The 22,657-nt window shown below is 57.3% G+C and carries 20 protein-coding genes; 14 read left to right on the top strand and 6 right to left on the bottom strand.

Annotated elements, in window-relative coordinates; all coding sequences use genetic code 11:
* The first annotated feature begins 111 nt into the window (after positions 1–111).
* Genes ACN0WW_RS10225 through ACN0WW_RS10180 form a run of 10 tightly spaced genes read left to right on the top strand, consistent with a single transcriptional unit; the run spans position 112 to position 12,784 of the window.
* Positions 112–729: an XrtA/PEP-CTERM system exopolysaccharide export protein gene (locus tag ACN0WW_RS10225; RefSeq protein ID WP_417612147.1), complete on the top strand. Its 618-nt coding sequence runs from the start codon at positions 112–114 to the stop codon at positions 727–729.
* Positions 730–768: 39 nt separating this feature from the next.
* The gene (locus tag ACN0WW_RS10220) at positions 769–2,301 is read left to right on the top strand and encodes an XrtA system polysaccharide chain length determinant (protein ID WP_417612064.1); all 1,533 of its coding nucleotides are present in this window, start codon (positions 769–771) and stop codon (positions 2,299–2,301) included.
* A gap of 10 nt (positions 2,302–2,311) precedes the next feature.
* Complete coding sequence (locus ACN0WW_RS10215; protein ID WP_417612062.1) at positions 2,312–3,229, top strand: AAA family ATPase; 918 nt, start codon at positions 2,312–2,314, stop codon at positions 3,227–3,229.
* 3 nt (positions 3,230–3,232) lie between these two features.
* Positions 3,233–4,855, top strand: a complete 1,623-nt coding sequence (locus tag ACN0WW_RS10210) for a hypothetical protein (RefSeq protein ID WP_417612060.1) — start codon at positions 3,233–3,235, stop codon at positions 4,853–4,855.
* Between the two features lie 35 nt (positions 4,856–4,890).
* On the top strand, positions 4,891–6,159 hold the full coding sequence (locus ACN0WW_RS10205) for an XrtA/PEP-CTERM system-associated ATPase (RefSeq protein WP_417612058.1): 1,269 nt from the start codon (positions 4,891–4,893) through the stop codon (positions 6,157–6,159).
* Positions 6,140–7,036 (top strand): XrtA system polysaccharide deacetylase, encoded by an 897-nt coding sequence (locus tag ACN0WW_RS10200; protein ID WP_417612056.1) that lies wholly within the window; start codon positions 6,140–6,142, stop codon positions 7,034–7,036. Before ACN0WW_RS10205 ends, ACN0WW_RS10200 begins: the two co-directional genes overlap by 20 nt.
* A complete protein-coding gene (locus ACN0WW_RS10195; protein ID WP_417612054.1) occupies positions 7,033–8,106 on the top strand; it encodes a FemAB family XrtA/PEP-CTERM system-associated protein in 1,074 nt (357 codons plus the stop codon). Before ACN0WW_RS10200 ends, ACN0WW_RS10195 begins: the two co-directional genes overlap by 4 nt.
* Positions 8,106–9,329, top strand: a complete 1,224-nt coding sequence (locus ACN0WW_RS10190; RefSeq protein ID WP_417612052.1) for a TIGR03087 family PEP-CTERM/XrtA system glycosyltransferase — start codon at positions 8,106–8,108, stop codon at positions 9,327–9,329. The genes ACN0WW_RS10195 and ACN0WW_RS10190 overlap by 1 nt, the downstream gene beginning before the upstream one ends.
* A complete protein-coding gene (gene xrtA, locus ACN0WW_RS10185; protein ID WP_417612050.1) occupies positions 9,326–10,879 on the top strand; it encodes an exosortase A in 1,554 nt (517 codons plus the stop codon). Before ACN0WW_RS10190 ends, xrtA begins: the two co-directional genes overlap by 4 nt.
* Before the next feature lie 9 nt (positions 10,880–10,888).
* The gene (locus ACN0WW_RS10180) at positions 10,889–12,784 is read left to right on the top strand and encodes an XrtA/PEP-CTERM system amidotransferase (RefSeq protein WP_417612048.1); all 1,896 of its coding nucleotides are present in this window, start codon (positions 10,889–10,891) and stop codon (positions 12,782–12,784) included.
* 111 nt (positions 12,785–12,895) lie between these two features.
* Here ACN0WW_RS10180 and truA read toward each other — a convergent pair whose 3' ends face one another.
* Positions 12,896–13,639 (bottom strand): tRNA pseudouridine(38-40) synthase TruA, encoded by a 744-nt coding sequence (gene truA, locus ACN0WW_RS10175; protein WP_417612046.1) that lies wholly within the window; start codon positions 13,637–13,639, stop codon positions 12,896–12,898.
* The gene (fmt, locus tag ACN0WW_RS10170; RefSeq protein WP_417612145.1) at positions 13,636–14,541 is read right to left on the bottom strand and encodes a methionyl-tRNA formyltransferase; all 906 of its coding nucleotides are present in this window, start codon (positions 14,539–14,541) and stop codon (positions 13,636–13,638) included. The genes truA and fmt overlap by 4 nt, the downstream gene beginning before the upstream one ends.
* Positions 14,542–14,771: 230 nt before the next feature.
* Here fmt and recR point away from each other — a divergent pair, with 230 nt between their 5' ends.
* From recR to ACN0WW_RS10150, 4 genes are all read left to right on the top strand, one after another.
* Complete coding sequence (gene recR / locus ACN0WW_RS10165; protein WP_417612044.1) at positions 14,772–15,374, top strand: recombination mediator RecR; 603 nt, start codon at positions 14,772–14,774, stop codon at positions 15,372–15,374.
* A gap of 307 nt (positions 15,375–15,681) precedes the next feature.
* Entirely contained in the window at positions 15,682–18,411 is a 2,730-nt protein-coding gene (locus ACN0WW_RS10160; protein ID WP_417612042.1) for a TonB-dependent receptor, read from the top strand.
* A gap of 124 nt (positions 18,412–18,535) precedes the next feature.
* Positions 18,536–19,102 carry a peptide deformylase gene (gene def, locus ACN0WW_RS10155; RefSeq protein WP_417612040.1) on the top strand — a complete coding sequence of 189 codons (567 nt, stop codon included), beginning with the start codon at positions 18,536–18,538 and terminating at the stop codon, positions 19,100–19,102.
* 222 nt (positions 19,103–19,324) lie between these two features.
* Complete coding sequence (locus ACN0WW_RS10150; protein WP_417612038.1) at positions 19,325–20,704, top strand: DNA recombination protein RmuC; 1,380 nt, start codon at positions 19,325–19,327, stop codon at positions 20,702–20,704.
* 3 nt (positions 20,705–20,707) lie between these two features.
* Here ACN0WW_RS10150 and ACN0WW_RS10145 read toward each other — a convergent pair whose 3' ends face one another.
* From ACN0WW_RS10145 to ACN0WW_RS10130, 4 genes are read right to left on the bottom strand one after another with little or no spacing between them, the layout of a single operon-like run.
* A complete protein-coding gene (locus tag ACN0WW_RS10145) occupies positions 20,708–21,115 on the bottom strand; it encodes a COG3650 family protein (RefSeq protein ID WP_417612036.1) in 408 nt (135 codons plus the stop codon).
* Positions 21,116–21,165: 50 nt separating this feature from the next.
* Entirely contained in the window at positions 21,166–21,969 is an 804-nt protein-coding gene (locus tag ACN0WW_RS10140) for a TrmH family RNA methyltransferase (protein WP_417612034.1), read from the bottom strand.
* Between the two features lie 4 nt (positions 21,970–21,973).
* Positions 21,974–22,252 carry an HPr family phosphocarrier protein gene (locus tag ACN0WW_RS10135; protein ID WP_417612032.1) on the bottom strand — a complete coding sequence of 93 codons (279 nt, stop codon included), beginning with the start codon at positions 22,250–22,252 and terminating at the stop codon, positions 21,974–21,976.
* The gene (locus ACN0WW_RS10130; RefSeq protein ID WP_417612030.1) at positions 22,249–22,653 is read right to left on the bottom strand and encodes a PTS sugar transporter subunit IIA; all 405 of its coding nucleotides are present in this window, start codon (positions 22,651–22,653) and stop codon (positions 22,249–22,251) included. The genes ACN0WW_RS10135 and ACN0WW_RS10130 overlap by 4 nt, the downstream gene beginning before the upstream one ends.
* Positions 22,654–22,657 lie beyond the last annotated feature (4 nt).

Raw genomic sequence — 22,657 nt, 5'->3', positions numbered from 1 at the left:
GTGACTTTGCGTGAATGGCTGTTTTCCGCCGGATTACTGCCATTTACCAGAGGTTTTATACGAGGTGGAAAAATGCGTTCTGGTATGAAAAACAATCGTTTGGCGAAGTTGATGGTCGGTGCTGGCATGGCGTCACTGGCAGTCGCTGGCTGTTCGGGTAGTTCCGGCGGACCGCAGCTGCCGCCGGCATCTTTTGTCTCCATGCAGGAAGGTCCCGGTGAAGAATATGTGATTGGTCCGCTGGACGAGCTGACCATTTTCGTCTGGCGCAATCCGGAACTCGGCGCGAAAGTCCAGGTTCGACCTGATGGCCGCATCACCACGCCATTGATTACCGATATGCCTGCAGTCGGCAAAACACCGGCGATGCTGGCGCAGGATCTGACGCTGCAATTGTCGCAATATATCAATGAGCCTCTGGTCTCCGTGATCGTCAACAATTTCTCCGGCACTTTCTCGCAGCAAATCCGCATCGTGGGGGCGACCGAAAAGCCGGCGTCCATCCCGTATCGGGCCAATATGACCCTGCTCGACGCGATGATCGCGGTGGGCGGCATGTCGGAATTCGCATCGGGCAACCGTGCCCGGTTGATCCGCTTTGATCGCGGCACCGGCAAGCAGAAGGAATTCGCCCTGCGGATCGATGATTTGATGAAGAAGGGCGAAACCCGCGCCAATGTCATGCTGCGTCCTGGAGACGTGATCATCATCCCGGAAAGCATGTTTTAATCTGCCGTTGGCTCTCTTTCACAGGAATCGAACGAACATATGAACGGTCTCTACGACGAATTTAAAATTGCGGTGTACAGCGTCTGGAATCGACGCTGGCTTGCACTCGCGGTTGCGTGGGCTCTCTGCTTGCTGGGCTGGCTTGTCGTCGCACTGATCCCCAATGTTTATGAATCGAAAGCCCGCATTTCCGCCGAAATGCAATCGATCCTGTCCGACAAGGTCGGGGTCGATGCGCGGGAGCGCAAGAAGAATATGGAGCGCGTCCAGGAAACGCTCGCTTCCACCATCAATCTGGAAAAAGTTGTCCGCGGCACCGCGCTCAACCAGTCGGTATCAACGGACCGCGAACTTGCCAGCAAAGTCGAGATGCTGCGCAAGAGCATCGAAATAAAATCCGAAAAAGACAATCTGTTCGAGATTACGGCGAAATCCTCGGCGACAAATCTTTCTGATGCCGAAAATGCCGTTCTGGCCCGCGATATCGTCCAGAAAATGATCGACATATTTGTCGAGGAAAATCTGTCCGGTGACCGCGTTGAAACCAGCCAGACGATCAAGTTTCTGGATGCCCAGCTCGCCGAGCGGGAAAAAGACCTTCAGGAGCTGGAACAGAAGCGGGTTCAGTTCGAAACAGAAAATCTGGGGCTGTTGCCGGGTGTTGGCTCGATCAGCCAGCGCATGGAAGCCGCCCGGGCCGAACTGGCGCAGATTGATTCGCAAATCAGTCAGGCATCCGCGTCGCTGGCCGCATTGAATGGCCAGCTGTCGGGAACGCCTCCGACATTGGCGACGCCCGGGGTGGGCGCTGGCGGCGCCCGTGGCCAACTCGCTCAGGCACAGGCAAACTTGGCCGCTGCGCGCGCACGCGGTTGGACCGACAGCCACCCTGACGTGATATCAATGAAAAACGAAATTGCTGCGCTCCGACGCCAGGCAGCAAAAGAACCGGCTGGAGGAGGTGGTTATCAGACCCCAAATCCAGCCTATAGTTCGCTGCAGAGCATGCGTGCCGAACGGCAGGCAAGCATCGCTGCATTGCAGGCGCGGAAAAATGCGCTGCAGGCGGACATGGCCCAACTGGCATCGAAACAGACGATGGAGCCGGGGGTGGCTGCGGAAATGTCGCGGATCAATCGCGATTATGAGGTGCTCAAGAACCAGTATGACCAGCTGCTGGCCGATCGGGAGCAAATCAAATTGCGTGGTCAGGTCGAATCGGAAACGGACTCGGTCCAGTTTCGTGTGATTGACCCGCCGTCCAGCCCGCGCTCTCCGGCAGCCCCGAATCGGCCGCTATTGCTGGCCGTGGTTTTGATCGCCGGTATTGGCGGCGGTATCGGTACGGCCTTTGCTCTGGGCCAGTTGCAAACAACCTATCCAACCGCTGACAAGCTGGAAAAAGCCAGCGGTCTGCCGGTGATCGGCTCAGTTTCGGAGATTCTGACCAACGCTCAGCGGGCGATACAGAAGAAAAAACTGCGGATTTTTTACGGCACGAGCGGCGCATTATTCGGCGTTTTCGGGATGCTGATGATTGTCGAATTTATCCAGCGCGGAATGGTCGCTTGAGGAAGCAGATATGAACAACTTCAACCCACCCAGAAAGCCTGGATCGCTGCTCGAAAGAGCGGGGGAGGTCTATGACTATATCCCGGCCATCCGAACCGGCGACCAGCGCCGCAGTGCGCAGGATGATGCGGCTCCTCGTGCTGAGGTCCGGCCCGTCACGCCGGTGACACCGCGGCCAATCGAAACTTATGACGGTCCGCGGGTCATTGTGGATCGCGACAAGCTCCGCGAAGCCGGATTCATCGTGCCCAACGGACCAGTGACCGGTATTTCCGAAGAATTCCGAATCATCAAACGCCAGTTGCTTCTGGCCGCAAAGGGCAGCCAGAAGACCGCGCCGGTTCGCCATGGTGAGCGGATATTGATCTGCTCGGCACATCCTGACGAAGGCAAGACATTCTGCGCCCTGAACCTGGCTCTTTCGATTGCCGCAGAGAAGGATAATGAGGTGCTGCTGGTAGACGCAGATTTCGCCAAGCCCAGCATCCTGTCCAGCCTCGGGCTGGAAGGCAGCAAGGGTCTGATGGACGCGCTGGCCGATCCTGAGCTGCCCGTCGAAAATTGTATCATTCATACGGATATTCCTGGTCTTGCCATCTTGCCAGCAGGCGACCAGACCAACGCCGACACCGAATATCTGGCATCTTCGCGGACGGAGCAGGTGCTCAACCGTCTGACGCAAAATAATCCCCACCGCATCGTGATTTTCGATTCACCACCAGCCTTGTCGGCATCTCCGGCCTCGGTGCTGGCAACCCATGTCGGCCAGGTCGTCATGGTGGTCAAAGCGGACGAAACAACCGAAACCGCCTTGCGCGATGCGCTCAGTTTGATGGGCGGATGTGAACATATCCAACTGCTTCTGAATGGCACGAAATTTTCGCCAACCGGACGGCGCTTTGGATCCTACTACGGATATGGAGAGTGACCCATGACCTCGCCTATGACTAAAAATGTCCTGAAATATGGGAGTGTGTTGCTACCTCTGCTTGGCTTCGCTGCGCCCGCAGCTGAGGCCCGTGAACGCAAGGCCGACGTGGCGCCCTATATCGAAATCCAGCAGGTGCTCGTCGCTGATCTGAAAGATGGCAGCGATGTGCTTACCTATACGTCGGTTGCTGCCGGTGTCGATACGTCGATCCAGACCCGCAATGCCGCAGCCCAGCTGAATGTGCGCTATGAACGTCGATTCTACTATCAGGACAATCTGGGCGACGATGATATCGTTACCGGGTTGGCGCGCGGCAGGGTGCAACTCGTGCCCAATCTCCTGTCTCTGGAAGCTGGTGGAATTGCGACCCGTAGCCGCGTCGATCTGCGCGGCGGAGCACCATCGAATACGGTCGGGAATATCGACAATGTGACTCAGGTCTACTCGGTCTATGCCGGTCCGGACCTTTCGACCCAAGTCGGCGCGCTTGACGTCAATGCGGGTTATCGGATTGGCTACACCAAGGTAGAAAACAAGAGCACTGGTGCCTTGCCACCGGGCCAGATCCCGATTGACGTCTTCGACGATAGTGTCAGCCAGTCGGCCAGTCTGAGCGTTGGCATGAAGCCCGGTGAATTGCCGGTCGGCTGGGCCGTTAGTGCCGGCTGGGACCGGGAAGATGGCGGGCAGCTGGACCAGCGCTTTGATGCGAAACATGTCCGCGCCGACGTGACCGTGCCGGTCTCCGGAACGCTCGCTCTGGTTGGCGGTGTCGGCTATGAAGATATAGAAATTTCTGAACGCGATGCGGTGCGGGATGCCAATGGCGTCCCGGTCATCGGAGATGACGGCCGGCTGGTCACCGATGAAACATCGCCTCGACTGCTGTCCTATGATCAGGATGGTGTGTTTTGGGATGCCGGTGTTCTGTGGCGGCCCAGCCGTCGCACCTCGCTCGAAGCACGGGTTGGTCAGCGCTATGGCAGCGAAACCTACTTCGGAAGCTTTGCCTATCAGCCCAATCAGAACATGGCGCTGAATATCTCGGTCTATGATACGGTGTCCGGCTTCGGCAATTTGCTGAATGACAATCTGGCCAGTTTGGGAACCAATTTCTCCAGTTCGCGCAACCCTCTCAGTGGTGAACTGAACGGATGTGCCTTTGGTGAAACGAGCAGCCTCTGCTTTAACGATGTGCTGCAATCAGCGGCGGCATCGTCCTTCCGGGCGCGCGGGGTCAACGGACAGTTGACTTACAATACTGGTGGCTGGAATACCGGCCTCGGGTTGGGTTATGCGCGGCGCAGCTATTTCGCCTCACAATTGGGCGCGGTGTCTGCAGTAGACGGTCTGGTCGATCAAAATTACTATGCAAATCTTTCGGTTGGCCGGGAACTCGATGCCTATTCCAGCTTTGACGCCAATCTCTACGCCAATCTGCTCGACAGCGGCTTTGTCGATGCGCCGAATGTCTTAGGGATTGGGGCCAATGCTGCCTATTATCGCCAGATTTTGCCGCGTCTGCAGGGTACCGCAGCGGTCGGTCTGGACAGTTTTCAGCAGGATGGCTTTGACAGCGCACTTACCGCATCCGCCTTGCTGGGGCTCAGATATGATTTTTAAAAACATCATCATCGGTGATGATCGGAGATACGAGTATGTATGCTAGTTTCTACGGATTGAATGGGCGGCCCTTTCAGCTGACTCCCGATCCGCATTTTTATTTCGAGAGCCTGACCCACCGCAAGGCGCTGTCCTATCTTGGCTATGGCCTGGCGCAGGGCGAGGGCTTCATTGTCATCACCGGTGACGTGGGAGCGGGCAAGACCACTCTGGTCAGACATCTGATGGCCACGATCGACAAGGCGCGTCTGACCGCCGCAAACATCGTGACAACGAAGCTCGACAGCGAAGATATCGTGCGCGTGGCGGCCAATCATTTCGATATTGATACTGACCATATGGACAAGGCTCAGTTGCTCAGTGCGTTTGAGGAATTCCTGCATGCCGAAGCGCGTGCCGGTCGCCGTTGTCTGCTGATCGTCGACGAGTCACAAAATCTTCCGGCAGGAGCGCTTGAAGAGTTGCGGATGCTGTCGAATTTCCAGCTTGGCGGACAGGCTTTGCTGCAGATTTTTCTGCTTGGCCAGCCAGAGTTTCGCGACATGTTGCAAAACTCCAACCAGCTGGAACAATTGCGTCAGAGGATCATTGCGCATCATCATCTGGAGCCAATGGGTCCCGAGGAAATCGAACCCTATGTAACCCATCGGCTTTCCAAGAGCGGATGGTCGGGCCGGCCGAAGATTACTTCGGGTGTGTTCCGGATGCTATATGCTGAAACCGACGGCGTTCCACGCAAGATCAACGCGCTGATGAGCCGGATTTTGCTGATGGGATCTATCGAGCATGCTGAAACGATCGATCAGCCGCTGGTTGAAAGGGTGCTTGCTGACCTGAAAGGAGAGGATGTCGAAATTGCTGCGCCACCCAGTGCGGCAACAGAACCGAGGAACCCGCTGTGGGAAAAACCGAAACGGGATTATCAACGGGCCGCTGAACAGACAGCTGAAGCAGCGGCGAGTTCGTCGGCACCGGAGGCAGAACCAGAGTTCAAGCCAGAGCCGGACGTCGTCAATCTCCTCAAGCCGGAAGCGCCAGCGCAGCCCGCGCCGCCGGACCAAAAGTTGCCCGAGGCGGACTCCCAATCAACGGCAGCGGCTGCCCCCGCAAAGATGCAGTCACCGCAAGCTGACAAAGAAATTGTCCAGCGGCTCGACATGATGGAAAAACGGCTGTCACTGCTCGAAACGCGCATGGATGGCCAGGAAGAGAATCTGCACCGTATCTTGACCATGCTCGTAGAATGGGTCGAGAATGATGTCCGGAGCAAAGAAAGCTATAATAATGCGGGACGCGCAGCCTGAATCTTTTGTAACGGCGAGAAAAGCGGATGCTTTGCTCAATGCCATGTCGGTCGATATCGAGGACTGGTTTCAGGTGGGAGCCTTTGAGACGGTCATCGATCGCGCGGACTGGGATCAACTGCAGCATCGGGTCGAGCGCAACACCGAGGCGGTCCTGGCGCTGTTCGATGAGGCCGGAATAAAAGCGACCTTTTTCACTCTGGGTTGGGTGGCAGAACGCTATCCGCAATTGATGCAGCAGATCGTTTCGGCGGGGCACGAAATTGCCAGCCACGGCTACGATCATGCCCGGGTATTCACCATGTCGGCGGATCAATTTCGGGCCGACCTGGATAAAAGCCGCAAGATTTTGGAAGACGCGTCCGGCCAGCGCGTGCTCGGCTATCGAGCGCCCAGTTTCTCGATCGACCAGCGGACGCCCTGGGCGCATCAGATTCTAGCTGAAGAAGGATATGTCTATTCGTCCAGCGTCGCGCCAATAAACCATGACCATTATGGCTGGGCCGGGTCGCCGCGATTTGCCTGGAAGCCGGTCGCGCAATCCGATTTTATCGAATTGCCGGTGACGACGGTGCGGCTGGGCGATCGCGTGTTCGCAGCTGGCGGTGGCGGATTCTTCCGGCTTTTGCCCTATGCATTATATGATCGATCCATTCGAAAAATGCAGCGCGATGACGGCCATGGGGCGATATTCTATTTTCACCCCTGGGAAATTGATACCGAACAGCCCCGGGTAAAAAACGCGCCGGTACGATCGAAAATCCGGCACTACACCAACTTGAAAAAGATGCGCGCAAAACTGCTGCGCGCCGGACAGGATTTCAAATGGGGCAGAGTCGACGAACTGGCAGCGCTGGAAGCGGGGATGATGCAATGAACATGGCGTTCAAGCCCAAGTCGGTGACGGTTCGTGTTCTGGACAGCGCGGACGCGAATGAGTTGGCGCGAATCGAATCCTATGTTGCTGCTTCTGCGGACGGAACCCCGTTTCACAGGCCAGCATGGATGGTATCGGTCAGCAAGGCCTGCGGCCATGAGTGGCGCTATCTGATCGCCGAAGACGGTGAGGGCGCTTTGCAGGGCATCATGCCGCTCCATCTCATTCATTCGGGCCTATTCGGCCGGGCTTTGGTTTCCTCAGGCTTTGCTGTCGGCGGCGGCATCCTTGGCAGTAGCGATCAGGCGATCCAGATGCTGGCCGACGAGGCGTGGAGCTTCGCGGAACGCCACAGTTTCCCGAGCGTTGAATTGCGCGGCGGGCCTGTTCCCGATCATCATTGGAAGCATGTTGACGGCGTCTATGCCGGCTTTGTCAAACCATTGGCTGAGGACGACGAGAGTCAGCTTTTGGATATTCCGAGGAAACAGCGGGCAGAGGTGCGCAAGGGATTGAAAAATGCGTTGACCGTGCGCGTTGGAACGCAAGCAGAAGACCGGGAAGACCATTATGCGGTCTATGCCGAAAGTGTGCGCAATCTGGGGACACCCGTATTTCCCAAAGCCCTGTTCGACGAGGTGCTCGATGGATTTGGCGAGGACGCGGATATTCTGACGGTGCTGCACGCGGGTCAGCCGGTCGCCAGTGTTCTCAGTCTCTATCATAAACAGACGGTGATGCCCTATTGGGGCGGCGGCACATGGGATGCGCGGCGGCTTCGGGCCAACGATATCATGTATTATGCGCTGATGAATCACGCCAGGGAGAGGGGATGCACCTCTTTCGATTTTGGTCGTTCCAAAGTCGGTACCGGCGCATTTTCGTTCAAAAAGAACTGGGGCTTCGAACCACAGCCGCTGTCCTACGGGACGCGGACGATCGATGGGGAAGAAGCGCGAGACGTCAATCCGATGAGTCCGAAATACCGGCTGCAGGTCGCCCTGTGGCAGCGTCTGCCGCTGGCCGTTGCGAACAGGATCGGGCCGTATATTGCCAAGGGCCTTGGTTAATGGGTGATATTTTGTTTCTGGCGCACCGCGTGCCCTGGCCGCCCAATCGTGGTGACAAGATCCGGTCCCATCATTTTTTGCAAAAGCTGATGGATATCGCACCCGTCCATCTTGCCTGCTTTGCCGACGACGAGGAGGAGAAGCGGGCCGATTGGGGCCGCAAGACGGACCTTGCGTCCAGCAAAATCATCGTGCGTAACAAGCCGAAATGGCGCGCGGGGATTGAAGCGCTTTTGTCCGGAAATCCGGTTTCTCTTACTTCCTTTCAAAGCCCTGACATCCAGGATTATGTTGACCAAGTCCTGGCGACGCGGTCGATTGACTGCATCTTCGTTTTCTCAGGGCAAATGGCCCAGTTCATTCCGCCGGATTATAGCGGGCGGGTGGTGATGGACTTTGCCGATGTCGATAGCGCGAAATTTGAGAGCTATGCCGCCAGCGGTTCGGGGCCGATGGCCTGGATCAATTGCCGCGAAGGACAACTGCTGCAACAGTTTGAGCAGGCAGTGGCGGAACGGGCCGACTCCAGCCTGTTCGTCAGCGAAGCGGAAGCGGCGCTGTTTCGCGATCGGTCCGGACTGTCCGGTGACCGGGTGAGGGCGATTGGCAATGGCATTGATCTGGCATTCTACGGGGGCGATGACGTGCGATCTGCAGATGTTGAGAATCGCGGACCGCTGATCCTGTTCACCGGTCAGATGGACTATCAGCCGAACGTGCAGGCGGTGCACAGTTTCAGCACAGAGGCAATGCCCGCGATTCTCGCGCGCTTTCCCGATGCGCGGTTTGCGATCGTTGGACGGGCGCCCACTCAACAGGTGACGCAACTGGAAGGCAAGCGCGGAACCGTTGTCGTTGGGCCGGTGGATGATATTCGCAGCTGGATCAAGGCAGCAGACGTCGTGGTTGCGCCGCTGAGGATCGCGCGCGGAATCCAGAACAAGGTGCTCGAGGCGATGGCGATGGGCAAGCCGGTGGTGGCATCGGCTTGTGCAGCAGAAGGTATCGATGCGCTCAGCGGCGAACATTTTCTGATTGCAGACTCGGTGCAGGATGAGGCGCTTCTGGTGGGCGAATTGCTCGACCATCCAACCCGGGCCCGCCGGCTGGGCGAGCAGGCCAGAATATTGATCCATTCGCAATATTCCTGGCAAACGCAGCTTGCCGGCCTGCCAGCTCTGTGCGGATTTATCGAAGACAGGGTGACGGAGGCAGCGGCATGACGAGCACCACGGCGGATCAAATCCAGAGCGGACGCCAGCCCGCTGTTTCTTCTTCAGCCTGGTCCGGACATCTGAAATGGCTGGCGCTGGTCAGCGTCGCCATTCTGGCAGTCTTCTGGCGCGACGCTGCGGATATGGTGAGAATCTGGTGGACGATTTCCACCTATAACCATTGTCTGCTGATTATCCCGATCCTGATCTGGCTGGTTCAGCAAAGGCAGGAAGAGCTTGCGAAACTGGTGCCGGAAATCTGGCTCCCGGGATTGGGCCTGATAGCAATTGCCTCGCTCGGATGGCTGCTCGGCCAAGCCGCTGGCGTTGCCTTTGCGCGGCAGCTAGGCTTGCTGATGATGTTGCAGGGCGCGGTCGTAACATTGCTGGGTCCAACAGTCGCACGCGGTCTGTTTTTTCCTCTTATGTTCAGCTTTTTCCTGGTGCCGTTCGGCGAGGAAATCGTGCCATTCTTGCAGATGGTGACTGCGAAGCTGTCGATGATTTTTCTGGGCTGGGCGAATATTCCTGCTTTTATCGACGGGATATTCATTTCGACCCCGACCGGTTATTTCAGAGTTGCCGAGGCCTGTTCCGGAATCAAGTTTCTGATCGCCATGCTCGCTTATGGCGCGCTGGTCAGCAATGTCTGCTTTCAGAGCTGGAACCGGCGGATCTTGTTCATGGCTGCTGCGATTATCGTGCCGGTTATCGCAAACGGTATTCGGGCCTTTGGTACGATCTATATTGCCCATCACACGACGCTGGATTTCGCGGCCGGCTTTGACCATATTTTTTATGGCTGGTTCTTTTTCGCCTTTGTCCTGATCCTGGTGATGGCGATTGGCTGGCCGTTCTTTGATCGCAGCATCGATGATCCAATGATCGATGGCGATGCGTTGCGGGAACGCCAGAACAAGGGGACGTCCAGGCACAAGCCGATGCCCGTTATGGCGGCCATTGCCGCGATCGTCCTCGTGCCCGTGCTCTGGACCTCGGTGCTGGCTGCCCAGACATCGCCGGTGCCGGAGAAAATCGTGCTGCCGGAAGTGCCCGGTTGGGAGATCGTCTCCTATCAGCCGCTCTATCCATGGCAGCCGCAATTTGATGGAGCCAGTCACGAGCTGCTCGGTCGGTATCGCAATCAGGCTACCGGCGATCAGGTCGATTTGGCGATCGCAGTCTATGACCGTCAGGGCGAGGGCCGGGAAATGGTCGGCTACGGGCAGGGCGCTCTGGTTCCGGATTCCGGCTGGTCGCGCAACCGCTCTCTGGATGCGCCAGAAGGTGGGGATGCTGCGGAACTGATCGCGCCCGGGCCAGTGGTCCGCGAGGTTATTTCCTTCTACCGGATCGGTGACAAACTGACGGGCAGCAATTCCGTCGTCAAACTGGAGACGCTGAAGAGGAATATATTCGGCGGGCCGCAACAAGCGGTGGCGATACTGGTTTCATCCGAGATAACGGGCAATGATGCACCGGGGCGCGCGACCAGAGCCTTTCTCGCTGATTTGGGGCCAATTGACAAATTGGCTGACGCGATGGCTGGTCTGCGCTAGGGCGCACCCATGTGCGGCATAGCAGGCATTTTTCACTTGGAGACGGCGAAGCCGGTTGATCCCGATCGTCTGCGCAAGATGACCGACAGCCTGTCTCACCGTGGTCCTGACGGCTCGGGCATCTGGACGGCACCGGGTGTCGGGCTTGGTCATCGCCGCCTATCGATCATCGACCTTGAAGGCGGCGCGCAGCCTATGCTGTCGGCAGACAGCTCGCAAGTGCTGAGCTTCAATGGCGAGATCTATAATTTTCGAGAAGTGCGCGCAGAGCTGGAGCGGCTGGGCCATCAGTTTCTGACCAGCAGCGACAGCGAAGTCATCCTTTATGCGTGGCGGCAATGGGGGGTAGATTGTCTGCAGCGGCTGAATGGCATGTTTGTCTTTGCGATCTACGATCAACGCACACGCCAATTGTTTCTCGCCCGCGACCGCTTGGGCGTGAAGCCGCTTTTCTATGCACCTGTTTCCGATGGCAGCATCCTGTTCGGGTCGGAACTGAAAGCGCTGCTCGCCAACCCGTTGCTGCGCCGGGAACCCAGCCTTCGGGCGGTCGACGACTATCTCGCCTTTGGCTATGTTCCAGATCAGACATCGCTGCTCAGAGGCGTCAAGAAACTGCCGGCCGGCCATTATCTGCTGCTCGAACTGGGCAAGCCGGAACCCGCACCAGTGCAATATTGGGATATGGATTTCAGCCAGCGGCACAAGGCTTCGGCGGGTGCGCTGGAGGAAGAACTGGTCGCGCTGCTCAAGCAGGCGGTTGGTTCGCGGATGGTCGCGGATGTGCCGCTCGGTGCGTTTCTGTCCGGCGGTGTCGACAGCAGTGCCGTGGTGGCGCTGATGGCGGAACACAGCAGGCGGCCGGTCAAGACCTGTTCGATCGGTTTTGACCAGCGCTCACTCGACGAGACCGGCTATGCGCGGCAAGTGGCGGAACGGTTCCATACCGATCATAGCCAACGGACCGTCGCTGCTGATGATTTCGGTCTGATCGATACGCTTGCCGATCATTTTGATGAACCGTTTGCCGATGCCTCCGCCTTGCCAACCTACCGGGTGTGCCAATTGGCGAGAGAGACGGTCACGGTAGCGCTGTCCGGCGACGGTGCCGACGAAGCGATGGCCGGCTATCGCCGCCATGTTTTTCACCATGCCGAAGAACGGGTGAGGCGACTGTTGCCGCAGTCTTTTCGCGGTCCGACGTTCGGTTGGCTTGGCTCCGTATATCCGAAGGCAGACTGGGCGCCACGCCCGTTCCGGGCGAAGTCCACTTTGCTGTCACTGGCTCGCACGGGGCCGGAAGGCTATGCCGAAGCGGTGGGTATGACCACGCCGGCCGGACGACAGCGCATCTATTCGGATCGCATGCGAAGCGATCTGGGCGACTATCGGGCGGAGCAACGGATGATCGATCTGATGGACAATGCGCCGGCGCGCGACGGTTTGGATCAAGCGCAATATGCCGACATGAAGATGTGGCTGCCCGGTGACATATTGACCAAGGTGGACCGGGCCAGCATGGCGGTGAGTCTCGAAGCGCGGGAGCCGTTGCTCGACTATAGACTGCTGGAATTTGCCGCGCGGCTGCCGACCAGTCTGCGGGTCCGAAACGGGCAGGGTAAATATCTTCTGAAAAAGTCGATGGAACAATATCTGCCCGATGACATTCTCTATCGCCAGAAAATGGGCTTTGTGACTCCGATTGCGCAATGGTTTCGCGGACCGCTGGCCGACACCGCCCGGGATATTGCCAGTGGCGGTAATCTCGCGCGGACCGGCTGGTTTGACAGCAAGGCAATGCGCAGAATCGCGGATGATCATATCGCCGGGCGGTCAGACCATAGTCGCCTGCTGTGGCAACTGCTGATGCTTGACAAGAGCCTGCCTCGGCTGTTTGGTATCTAGTATTCCTGCGTAGGCCGGAATCCAACTCCAGCTATTGCGCCCGAAGGCACCGCTCAGAGATGGGCCGTGAAGCGAGTCACGCGCCTCGCTTCACCCTGCGCAGGGGCAGGGTCAATCCGGATAGATTGCCTCGACGAAATAGAGACCGTCGGGCGGGGCGTTGAAACCGAGGGCATTGCGGTCTTTGGCCGCGAGCGCATTTTTCAGGTCCGCCTTTGTCCATTTTCCGGTGCCGACCAGCTTCAGGCAACCGACGATCGAGCGGACCTGATGATGCAGGAAGGAGCGGGCAGCGACTTCCACTTCGATTTCATCGCCAAACCGGTGGACGGAGATGCTGTCGAGTGTTTTGACCGGGCTCTGCGCCTGACAATGGGCCGAGCGGAAGGTGGTAAAATCATGCTGGCCGGTCAGCGCCTGCGCAGCATTGTGCATCGCTTCGGCATCGAGCGTCGGCGCGACCTGCCAGGCAAGCCCGCGATCAAAGGTCAGCGGTGCCCGGCGGTTAGTGATCTTGTAGAGATAGCGGCGGCCCTGGCAGGCAAAGCGCGCGTGCCACTCGTCATCGACGATGTCGCAGGCGAGCACCGCTACCGGGTTCGGGCGCAGTCCGGCATTGATGCCCTCGCGCAGCCGGAACGGAGTGAGTTTTGTCTCCAGGTCAAAATGCGCGCGCATCGCCAGTGCGTGGACGCCGGCGTCTGTCCGGCCCGCCGAAAATACCTTTACGTCTGCGCCAGTGATCTTGTGTATCGCCTGTTCGACCGCTTGCTGGACGCTCGGACCGTGATCTTGATGCTGCCAGCCCATGAACGGACGGCCATCATATTCCAGGGTAAGGGCAAAGCGGGTCATGACAGCACGGTTCCTGCCGGAATTTTTGTGCCATTCAGGAACGACTTTAGGTCTATCGCCGGTTTGCCCGCTTTCTGGATGACTAGCGGCTGGATTGATCCGGTACCGCATCCGATCAGCAATTGGTCGTCCAATATAGTGCCGGCCGACCCCGAGCTGTCGCGAATTTCTGCCTGGAGAATCCGGTAGCGGTCTCCCTGATATTCGAAAAAGGCGCCGGGCTGCGGATTGAACGTCCGTATCTGGCGCTCTGCCTGAGCGGCAGCCTGAGTGAAATCCAGGCGCGCTTCCTGTTTTTCGATTTTCTTGGCGTAGGTGGCCGATCCATCCGTCTGCGCTTCGGGGGGATAGTCCGAAGGTGTTGCGAGATATTGCACCATGAGCTCGGCGCCTGTTGCAGCCAGTTCTTCGGTCAGTTCGCCTGCTGTCTTGCGGTCGATCGGCGTTGCCGCCTTCAGCAGCATAGGTCCGGTGTCCAGCCCGGCCTCCATCTGCATGATGGTGATTCCGGTTTCCGCGTCACCCGCCAAGATCGCGCGCTGCACCGGCGCCGCGCCGCGCCAGCGGGGGAGCAGGGAACCATGGATGTTCAGGCAGCCCATTTTCGGTGCATCCAGAATCGCCTGCGGCAGGATCAGGCCATAAGCGGCGACAATGGCTGCATCGAGATCGAGCGCAGCAAAATCGGATTGGTCTGCTTCGCCCTTCAGCGAAACCGGCGTCCTGACCTCAAGGCCAAGATCTTCCGCTGCGCGCTGGACAGGGGAGGGTGACAGATTCTTGCCACGCCCGGCGCGCCGGGGTGGCTGGGAATAGACCGCTACAATTTCATGCCCGGCCTTGTGCAGCGCCTTGAGCGCCGGGACGGCAAAGTCGGGGGTTCCCATGAAGGCAATCCGCAAGGATTTCTGGCCGGACGTCATAGTTTCTCTTTCTCAGGGTCACACGGGCTACACCGCCAAATCGGGAAATTGATTTTCCGGAGCCGGAGCGTTTCGGTCACTTGTTTCTGCGTTCACCGTCAAATAGCCTGTCCGTTTCGGTCATGGCCCGCAAGTTATTGGTTGAGCGTCATGTAGCACAGCTATTTTCTGCTTGGCAGGTTCGTGCGGCTGCTCCTAATGACTATGCCATGGCATCGCAAGAGATCGAAAATCTGGTTCAGGCTCTCGCCAAACTTCCTGGCCTTGGCCCACGGTCAGCGCGGCGGGCGGTACTCTATCTTCTCAAGCGTCCCGAAACGACGATGAAACCGATCCTGGCGGCGATGGAACAGGTCGATCGGCACCTTGTGACCTGCACGATATGCGGCAATGTCGATACGCAGGATCCCTGCCAGATTTGTGGCGATCCGCGCCGCGACGCAAAATCACTGTGCGTGGTCGAAGAAGTCTCCGATCTGTGGGCGCTCGACAAATCGCGCCTGTTTCCGGGAAAATTCCATGTGCTGGGCGGGAAATTGTCGGCACTGGACGGCGTCCGGCCGGAAGATATCGGCATCGACACCCTGATCCGGCGGGTTGAGGCGGGCGGCATTGACGAAGTGGTGCTGGCGATGAATGCGACGCTGGAAGGCCAGACGACGGCCCATTATATCGCGGAGAGACTCGAAAACTATCCTGTGAGACTCAGTCAGCTGTCCCATGGAATCCCCGTGGGTGGCGAGCTGGACTATCTGGATGAGGGCACTCTGGCACAGGCGTTGCGCTCTCGAAGGCCGATAAATAAAGATTGACCCGGTTTTCGATCTGACACTATCCGGGACGGCGATAAATCTGTGTGACAGCGATCCAACATATCACGAAATCAGACAGTTTTTGCGATGACGCTACGTCATCCTTCCTCATTCATTTGTTTTCTCTGGCCCACAGCGGCCTGCCAGAAATGCCCGCAGCAAGATATCTGCTTTTACGTTGCGGACAAAGACTGACAATAAAGCCACAGTTTGCAGAAAACAGCGGATTGAAGCGAGATTTGGCTGTTCAACGTGACAGGTGTCCCTATCATTATTGAGTATAAAAATAAATTTAGGAGAGCCTGTTATGAAACTAGCGTTGAACCTGTCGGCGTGCGCATTTGCATTTGCCGCATTCGCCACCGCCCCTGCTTATGCACAGACACAATCGGATTCTGCAGACCAGGTCAGTGATAATGACCAGGGTGTCGTCGATGAAAATATAATCGTCGTCACCGCTCAGGGACGGGCTCAGGCCTTGTCCGATGTTCCCATTGCCGTGTCAGCGATTGGAGCAGAGCAATTGCAGCAAAGCGGCACCAGCGACATTCGGGAATTGAATCAGCTGGCACCATCGCTGCTCGTGTCCTCGACCGGCAATGAGGCCAACGGCTCGGCACGCGTTCGCGGTATCGGCACGGTCGGTGACAATCCCGGTTTGGAAAGCTCCGTCGCCGTGTTTATTGATGGCGTGTATCGTTCACGAAGCGGCAATGCGCTGAGCGAACTGGGCCCGATTGACCGCATTGAGGTTCTGCGCGGTCCGCAGGGAACGCTGGGCGGGCGGAACTCTTCGGCCGGTATGATCAACATCACCACGGCTGGTCCCGAATTTGAGCTTTCCGGCTACGCTGCTGCAACCTATGGTAATTATGACCAAATTCGTCTGGAAGGCGGCATCACTGGTCCGCTGAGCGATACGATCGCGGCGCGCGTCGATGGCGTTTATCTGAAGCGTGACGGCTTCTACACCGATGTGGTGAACGGAACGGACGTTAACAATAAAGACCGCTATCTGGTCCGCGGCCAATTGCTGTTTGAGCCCAATGACGGGCTGAGCGTGCGGGTGATCGGCGATTATTCCAAGAAAGACGAATCCTGCTGCGCAGCGACGTTTGTCCAGCCATCTTTTGCCCAGCAAGCGCGGGTGAGCCCGGGGCTGGATCCGTTCGCCCTGCCGCAGCCAGGCGCGCCGGCACTGACCGACCCTGCCAACCCGATCATTCCCATTCTGCTGGGCCTCGGCCAGAACCCGGCTGCTCTGAGCCAGAGCACGTTCAACCGGAACATCTATGTCACTCCCGGCCGTACCTATGCCGGCGAGACCGAGGATTTCGGCGTGTCGGTCGAGGTCAATGCGGAACTGGGCGATATGAATCTGACCTCGATTACCGGCTATCGGGACTATTCCAACTTCCAGGCGTCGGATACCGATTATACGCAGGTTGATATCCTCTATCGCGCGCCGACCAAGAATGCCGGTGCCCGCGAATTTAAAACCTTTACCCAAGAACTGCGGCTGCAGGGTTCGGCTTTTGACGACAAGCTGGATTGGTTGATCGGTGGTTTCTATGCCAATGAAAAACTGGAAACACGGGATAACCTGCGTTTTGGTTCGCAATATGGTGCCTTTGCACCGTGCCGGATCGTCAATGCGGTCAATCCCGCGCTGGCTTCACCGAGCAGCACTGGATGTCTGAGCGCCGGCGGTCGTGCCGTCTTGCAGGCCGCTAACGGAGGCGCAGGTGCATTCGGTGCCGCAACACCGCTGATCTTTGCCGGTCTCGATAATCTGTCACAGATCAATGACAGGGGCACAGTGCTGGACGTCTACAAGCAGAAGAGCGAAAATTTTGCGGTTTTCACGCATAATATCTTCCATGTGACCGACAAGCTAGATCTGACCCTGGGTCTGCGTTATACGGATGAAACCAAAAACTTTAATGCAGCCTTCTCCAACGACAACACGATGTGTCCGACGCAGCGCGCATTGTTTACACCGTTGCTTGGCGGCCCGCTTGCCGGATTGGCAGGCGGCCTGATCGGCCTGTCCTGTCAGGGCAATTCCACCGCTGAACTGGATGGGGTCACGTTGAGCGACAGCCGGAGCGAGAGCGAATTCACCGGTACCGCCATCCTTTCTTACAAGCCAACCGACGATCTGCTTTTATACGGCAGCTACTCGCGCGGATATAAGGCGGGTGGTTTCAATCTGGATCGCTCGGCCCTCACAACCTCCACGCTGGTCAATCCGGCAGTCGCAGGCAACACCGCGAATCTGCAGTTTGATCCGGAGACTGTGGATGCGTTCGAAATTGGTGCCAAATATTCGTCCCGTGAATTTACGCTGAGTGTTGCGGCCTTCCGCCAGCAGTTTGACAATTTTCAGCTCAATACGTTCAACGGGTCGGTGTTCCTCGTGCAGAATATCAACGCCTGTAGCGATGATCTGAACGGTGCGGATCGGGATGCCAGCGCTGCGACAGGTTCCTGTGCTCCGGACAATGTCAAATATGGCGTTGTCGCGCAGGGTGTTGAACTGGAAGCATCGATCAATCCCGTCAACTATGTGAATGTCTCGATGGGCCTGACCTATACCGATACCAGCTATGAAAATAATCTGGTCGGCAAGGATAGCGGTGCGGCCCTGGATCCGGCCTTGCGCCTGCTTCCGGGGGACAATCTGTCCAACGCGCCCGAAATCACGGCGACCGCGTCGCTGTCCTACACTCCGCCACTCGGCAATAGCGGGTTGACCGGACTGTTTTACATCAACGCCCGTACGACCAGCGACTATAATACCGGTTCGGACTTGCTCTATGGCAAGGAACAGGACGGCTTCACGCTGGTCAACGCGCGGATCGGTATCCGTGGCCCGGATGATGCCTGGTCGATCGAAGGTTGGGCGCAGAATCTGTTCAACGTTGATTATTCGCAAGTCGCGTTCAACACGCCATTTGTCGCATCGCAGCAGACCTATTCGGCCTTTCTGGCTGAGCCAAGAACCTATGGTATCACGTTGCGTGGCCGCTTCTAAACCGGATCACATATTCTGAGTGCCAAAAGGCGTGCGGTCCAAACGGGATCGCACGCCTTTTTCGTTACAGGAAGGAAGGCGCGCGCGGCTTGACGAATCCCGGTGCAATCCCTAAATTTATCGCATGGCCATATTACCGATCCTTGAGGTGCCTGATCCGCGCCTGAAAACTGTTTCCGAACCCATCACGGTGTTTGACGACGAATTGAAAACGCTGATCAAGGACATGTTTGATACCATGTATGACGCGCCCGGCATCGGTCTGGCGGCGATTCAGGTGGGCGTGCCCAAAAGAGTGCTGGTGATTGACCTGCAGGAACCGGCGCCGCACGAGCATGAGCATGGCGAACATTGCGACCATGACCATGGCGTGATCAACGATCCGAAGGTGTTCATCAATCCGGAAATTCTCGATCCGTCCGAAGACCTGAATGTCTACAGCGAGGGCTGTCTTTCGGTGCCCGACCAATATGCAGAGGTCGAACGGCCATCGACGATCACCGCGCGCTGGCAGGATGAAGACGGCAAGCAGTACGAAGAACAGATTGACGGTTTGCTGGCGACCTGTTTGCAGCACGAGATGGACCATCTTGAAGGGATTTTGTTCATCGACCATCTGTCGCGGTTGAAGCGGCAAATGGTGCTGAAGAAGCTTGCGAAAATGCGCAAGGAACATGGGATCGCTGCTTAGGGCAGGGTATTCCTCGTCCTGATTCCGTCATGCTGAACTCGTTTCAGCATCCCCGGCCTGTGCTGGTCGACCTCTAGGCTCCGCAAAATGGATCCTGAAACAAGTTCAGGATGACGATGTGGCGCTGGTGAGGGTGGCGAATATGGCCGTCATGACAACTATTGCCTATTCCCCGAAACGCTTCTAAGTTCCCTTTTCGTTCTTATCCGAAAGTGAAAAGCCTTGGACCCGATTATCGCCGTTATCGCCATCGTTATCGCTCTGCTCGGCGGTCTTGCGCTGGGCTGGGTGCTTGGCAGCAAACCGGCCAAAGATGCGGCGCAGGCGACGAGAGCAGCGGTACAGTCGGCCAAGGATGCCGCTCAGGCGACCGATGCGCTGCGGATCACGCTCGATGGGGTGCGCGATGAGCGGGACGCGGCGAGGACGGAGCTGGCGGCGCTGCAGGCAGATGCGCGCAATCATGAAAAGCAGATGCAGCAATTGCTGGAAGCGAAAGAGGCCTTGTCTTCGCAATTTTCCGAGATCGGTGCCAAAATGCTGGAGACCGCGCAGCGGCAGTTTCTGGAACGCGCAGACCAGCGTTTTGACCAGGCCAATGAGAAGGGCGGCGAGAATATCGCCAAGCTTTTGCAGCCCGTTAGAGATAGGTTGACGGCTTACGAGGAGAGTATTCGCAAAATCGAGAAAGAGCGCTCCGAGTCTTATGCTGATATAAAAGCAACCGTAGAACAAGTGAGACAGGGGCAGGACAGGGTGCAGCAGGAAGCGGCGCGGCTGGTCAATTCCCTGCGTAACGCACCCAAGTCGCGCGGCCGCTGGGGCGAGCAACAGCTCAAGAATGTGCTCGAAACATGTGGCCTTGCTGAGCATACGGATTTTCAAATGGAAGTCAGTATTGAGACCGATGAAGGTCGTCTCCGACCTGATGCAATAGTTAGAATACCGGGTGGACGTTCATTGATCATCGATGCGAAAGTGTCGTTGAATGACTATCAAGACGCTTTTGCCGCAGAAAATGAGACTGATAAAAAAAGTGCCCTAGACAGGCATTGCTTATCGATGAAAGCGCACATCAATGCTCTGGGCGCAAAATCTTATCAGACTCAATTTGAGACCGCGCCAGACTATGTGATCATGTTTGTTCCGGGAGAACATTTCCTCGCCGCAGCGCTTGATCACGATCCTAACCTTTGGAACAACGCTTTTGACAAGAAGGTGTTGTTGGCAACGCCAACCAATCTAGTAGCAATTGCGAGAACGGTCGCATCTGTTTGGCAACAGGAATCCCTGAATGCCAATGCAACAGAAATTGCAGTTCTAGGAAAGGAGATGCATGAAAGGTTAGCTAAGGCTGCAGAAGACCTGCAAAAAGTTGGGACGCACTTAGGACGTGCGGTTACAAGTTATAACGGTTTTGCCAATAGTTTTCAAAGCCGCCTCATTGCCACCGGCAGAAAATTCGAAGCGTTAGAAGTCGAGAAGGGCAAAAGAGAGCTGACCGACATTGAGTTGGTCGAGGCGCTGCCCCGCTATAGCGACTCTGTAACCGAAAAGCTGATCGAAGATGATCGCGAGATCAAAGACGAAGCAGCCGAATAGGCGCTAGGGTGCGCCGTCCGGTCCTTCGGTCACCGTCCCGCCGCAGCCGTTCAGAGTGCCAACTTCGCTCGCTTGCACCTTGACCGTATCGGCATAGCTGCGATCGCTCATGCCATCGCTGCATGTTTCACCGCTGGTAATATAGATGTTGATATTGCTGGCGTCGGAGAAACCTCTGACTTCCCAACCGGTAGCTGTTTTCTTGGCGCGTTCGACGGGCAGTTTGAAATCTTTGCCGTTCTGCGAAGAGAAGGCGATCTCGTCGTTCTCGATGTCGACGGTCCAGCCCGGTTCGGTGCCCAGTGCTGAATAGTCGCCCAGTTTTTCCTCGACGACGGGTGCTTCCGCCGGTTCTCCGCAGGCTGTCAGCAGCAAGACCGCGAGCGATGACAATAGCATCATGTTTTTCATATTTTACCCCTCCTGTGCAAAAGCTAGCACAGGGGATCAGGAACGCCAAATCATCTCTGACGGTTCTGGTTGAGCACTTCATAGGCCATGACGGAGGCCGCAACTGCGGCGTTGAGGCTGTCCGCTTTGCCCATCATCGGCATTTTTACCAGCGTGTCGCAGTCGGCTTCATAATCCGCCGGCAGGCCCTGTGCTTCGTTGCCGATCAGCAGGAACGTCGGAGCTTGGTAGCGGACGGACTGATAGTCCTTGTCGGTGTTGAGGCTGGTGCCGACCAGTTCGCCGGGCCCCTCGCGCAGCCATGCTAGAAACTCCGGCCAGCGCGCTTGAGTGACCTGCTGGGTGAAGATTGCACCCATGCTGGCGCGGACCGCTTCGACCGAGAAGGGGTCGACACAATCGTCAATCAGGATCAGTCCGCCGGCACCAACCGCATCGCCGGTACGCAAGATCGTGCCGAGATTGCCGGGGTCCCGAAGCGCCTGTGCCACCAGCCAGATATGGGAAGCGGACCGGTCCAGCTCTTGCAGCGGAACAGGATGATCGGGGTAAATACCGATGATGGATTGAGGGTTGGATTTGCCGGAGAGCTTGGCGATGATCGCTTCGCTGGTTTCGATCACATCACCGCCCGCTGCGACGGTCGCTGCCTCGATTTTCTGGGCAAGGGGATGCAGCTCGGTCCCTTCGACCACCACCAATATTTTCGGGGTTCTGCCGCTGTCCAAGGCTTCGGTCAAAATCCGCAGACCTTCCGCAAGAAACAGCCCTTCGCGTTTGCGATGCTTTTTTTCCCGCAGGCTTCTCAGCCGCTTTATTGTCGGATTGGAGAAACCGGTGATTTGATGGCGCATGGGATCAGTCTTCGCCGAATCCGTCGACGACCAGTCCCGCTAATTTATCCAGCGCGCTCTCGGCCTGATCACCCGACACGATAATCTCGATGCTATCGCCCTTGGCCGCGCCGAGCATCATCAGACCCATGATCGATGAACCGGTAACCTCGCTGCCGTCTTTCGCCACCCTCACGTCCAGGTCGGCGGGCAACTTACTGACATAGGTCACAAATTTGGCGCTTGCCCGGGCGTGGAGGCCGCGGCTGTTGGTGATCTCCACCGTTTTCCGCACTTCGCTCACGCGTCGCTTCCCAATATCTCCGAGGCAACGCTGATATATTTCTGGCCGGCTTCTTTTGCGGCAGCGATGGCCGATACGACGTCCATCGACTTGCGGGCGCCATCGAGCCGGATCAGCATCGGCAAATTGACTCCGGCGATCACCTCAACCTTGCCTTTTTCCATCAGCGAAATGGCCAGATTGGAGGGCGTGCCGCCGAACAGATCGGTCAATATGATGACGCCATCACCCGAATCCACCTTGGCGATGCAATCGGCTATTTCGCGGCGGCGGACTTCCATATCATCACGCGCACCGATGCCGATCGCGGCAATCGCCTTCTGTGGGCCAACGACATGTTCCATTGCGATGACAAACTCTGTTGCCAAATGCCCGTGTGTCACGAGAACCAATCCAATCATCCCG

The sequence above is a fragment of the Parasphingorhabdus sp. genome (genome assembly GCF_048269865.1).
Classification (GTDB): Bacteria; Pseudomonadota; Alphaproteobacteria; order Sphingomonadales; family Sphingomonadaceae; genus Parasphingorhabdus.
The sequence above is the reverse complement of the archived record's forward strand: the minus strand, read 5'-3'. Positions and strand labels throughout refer to the sequence as shown.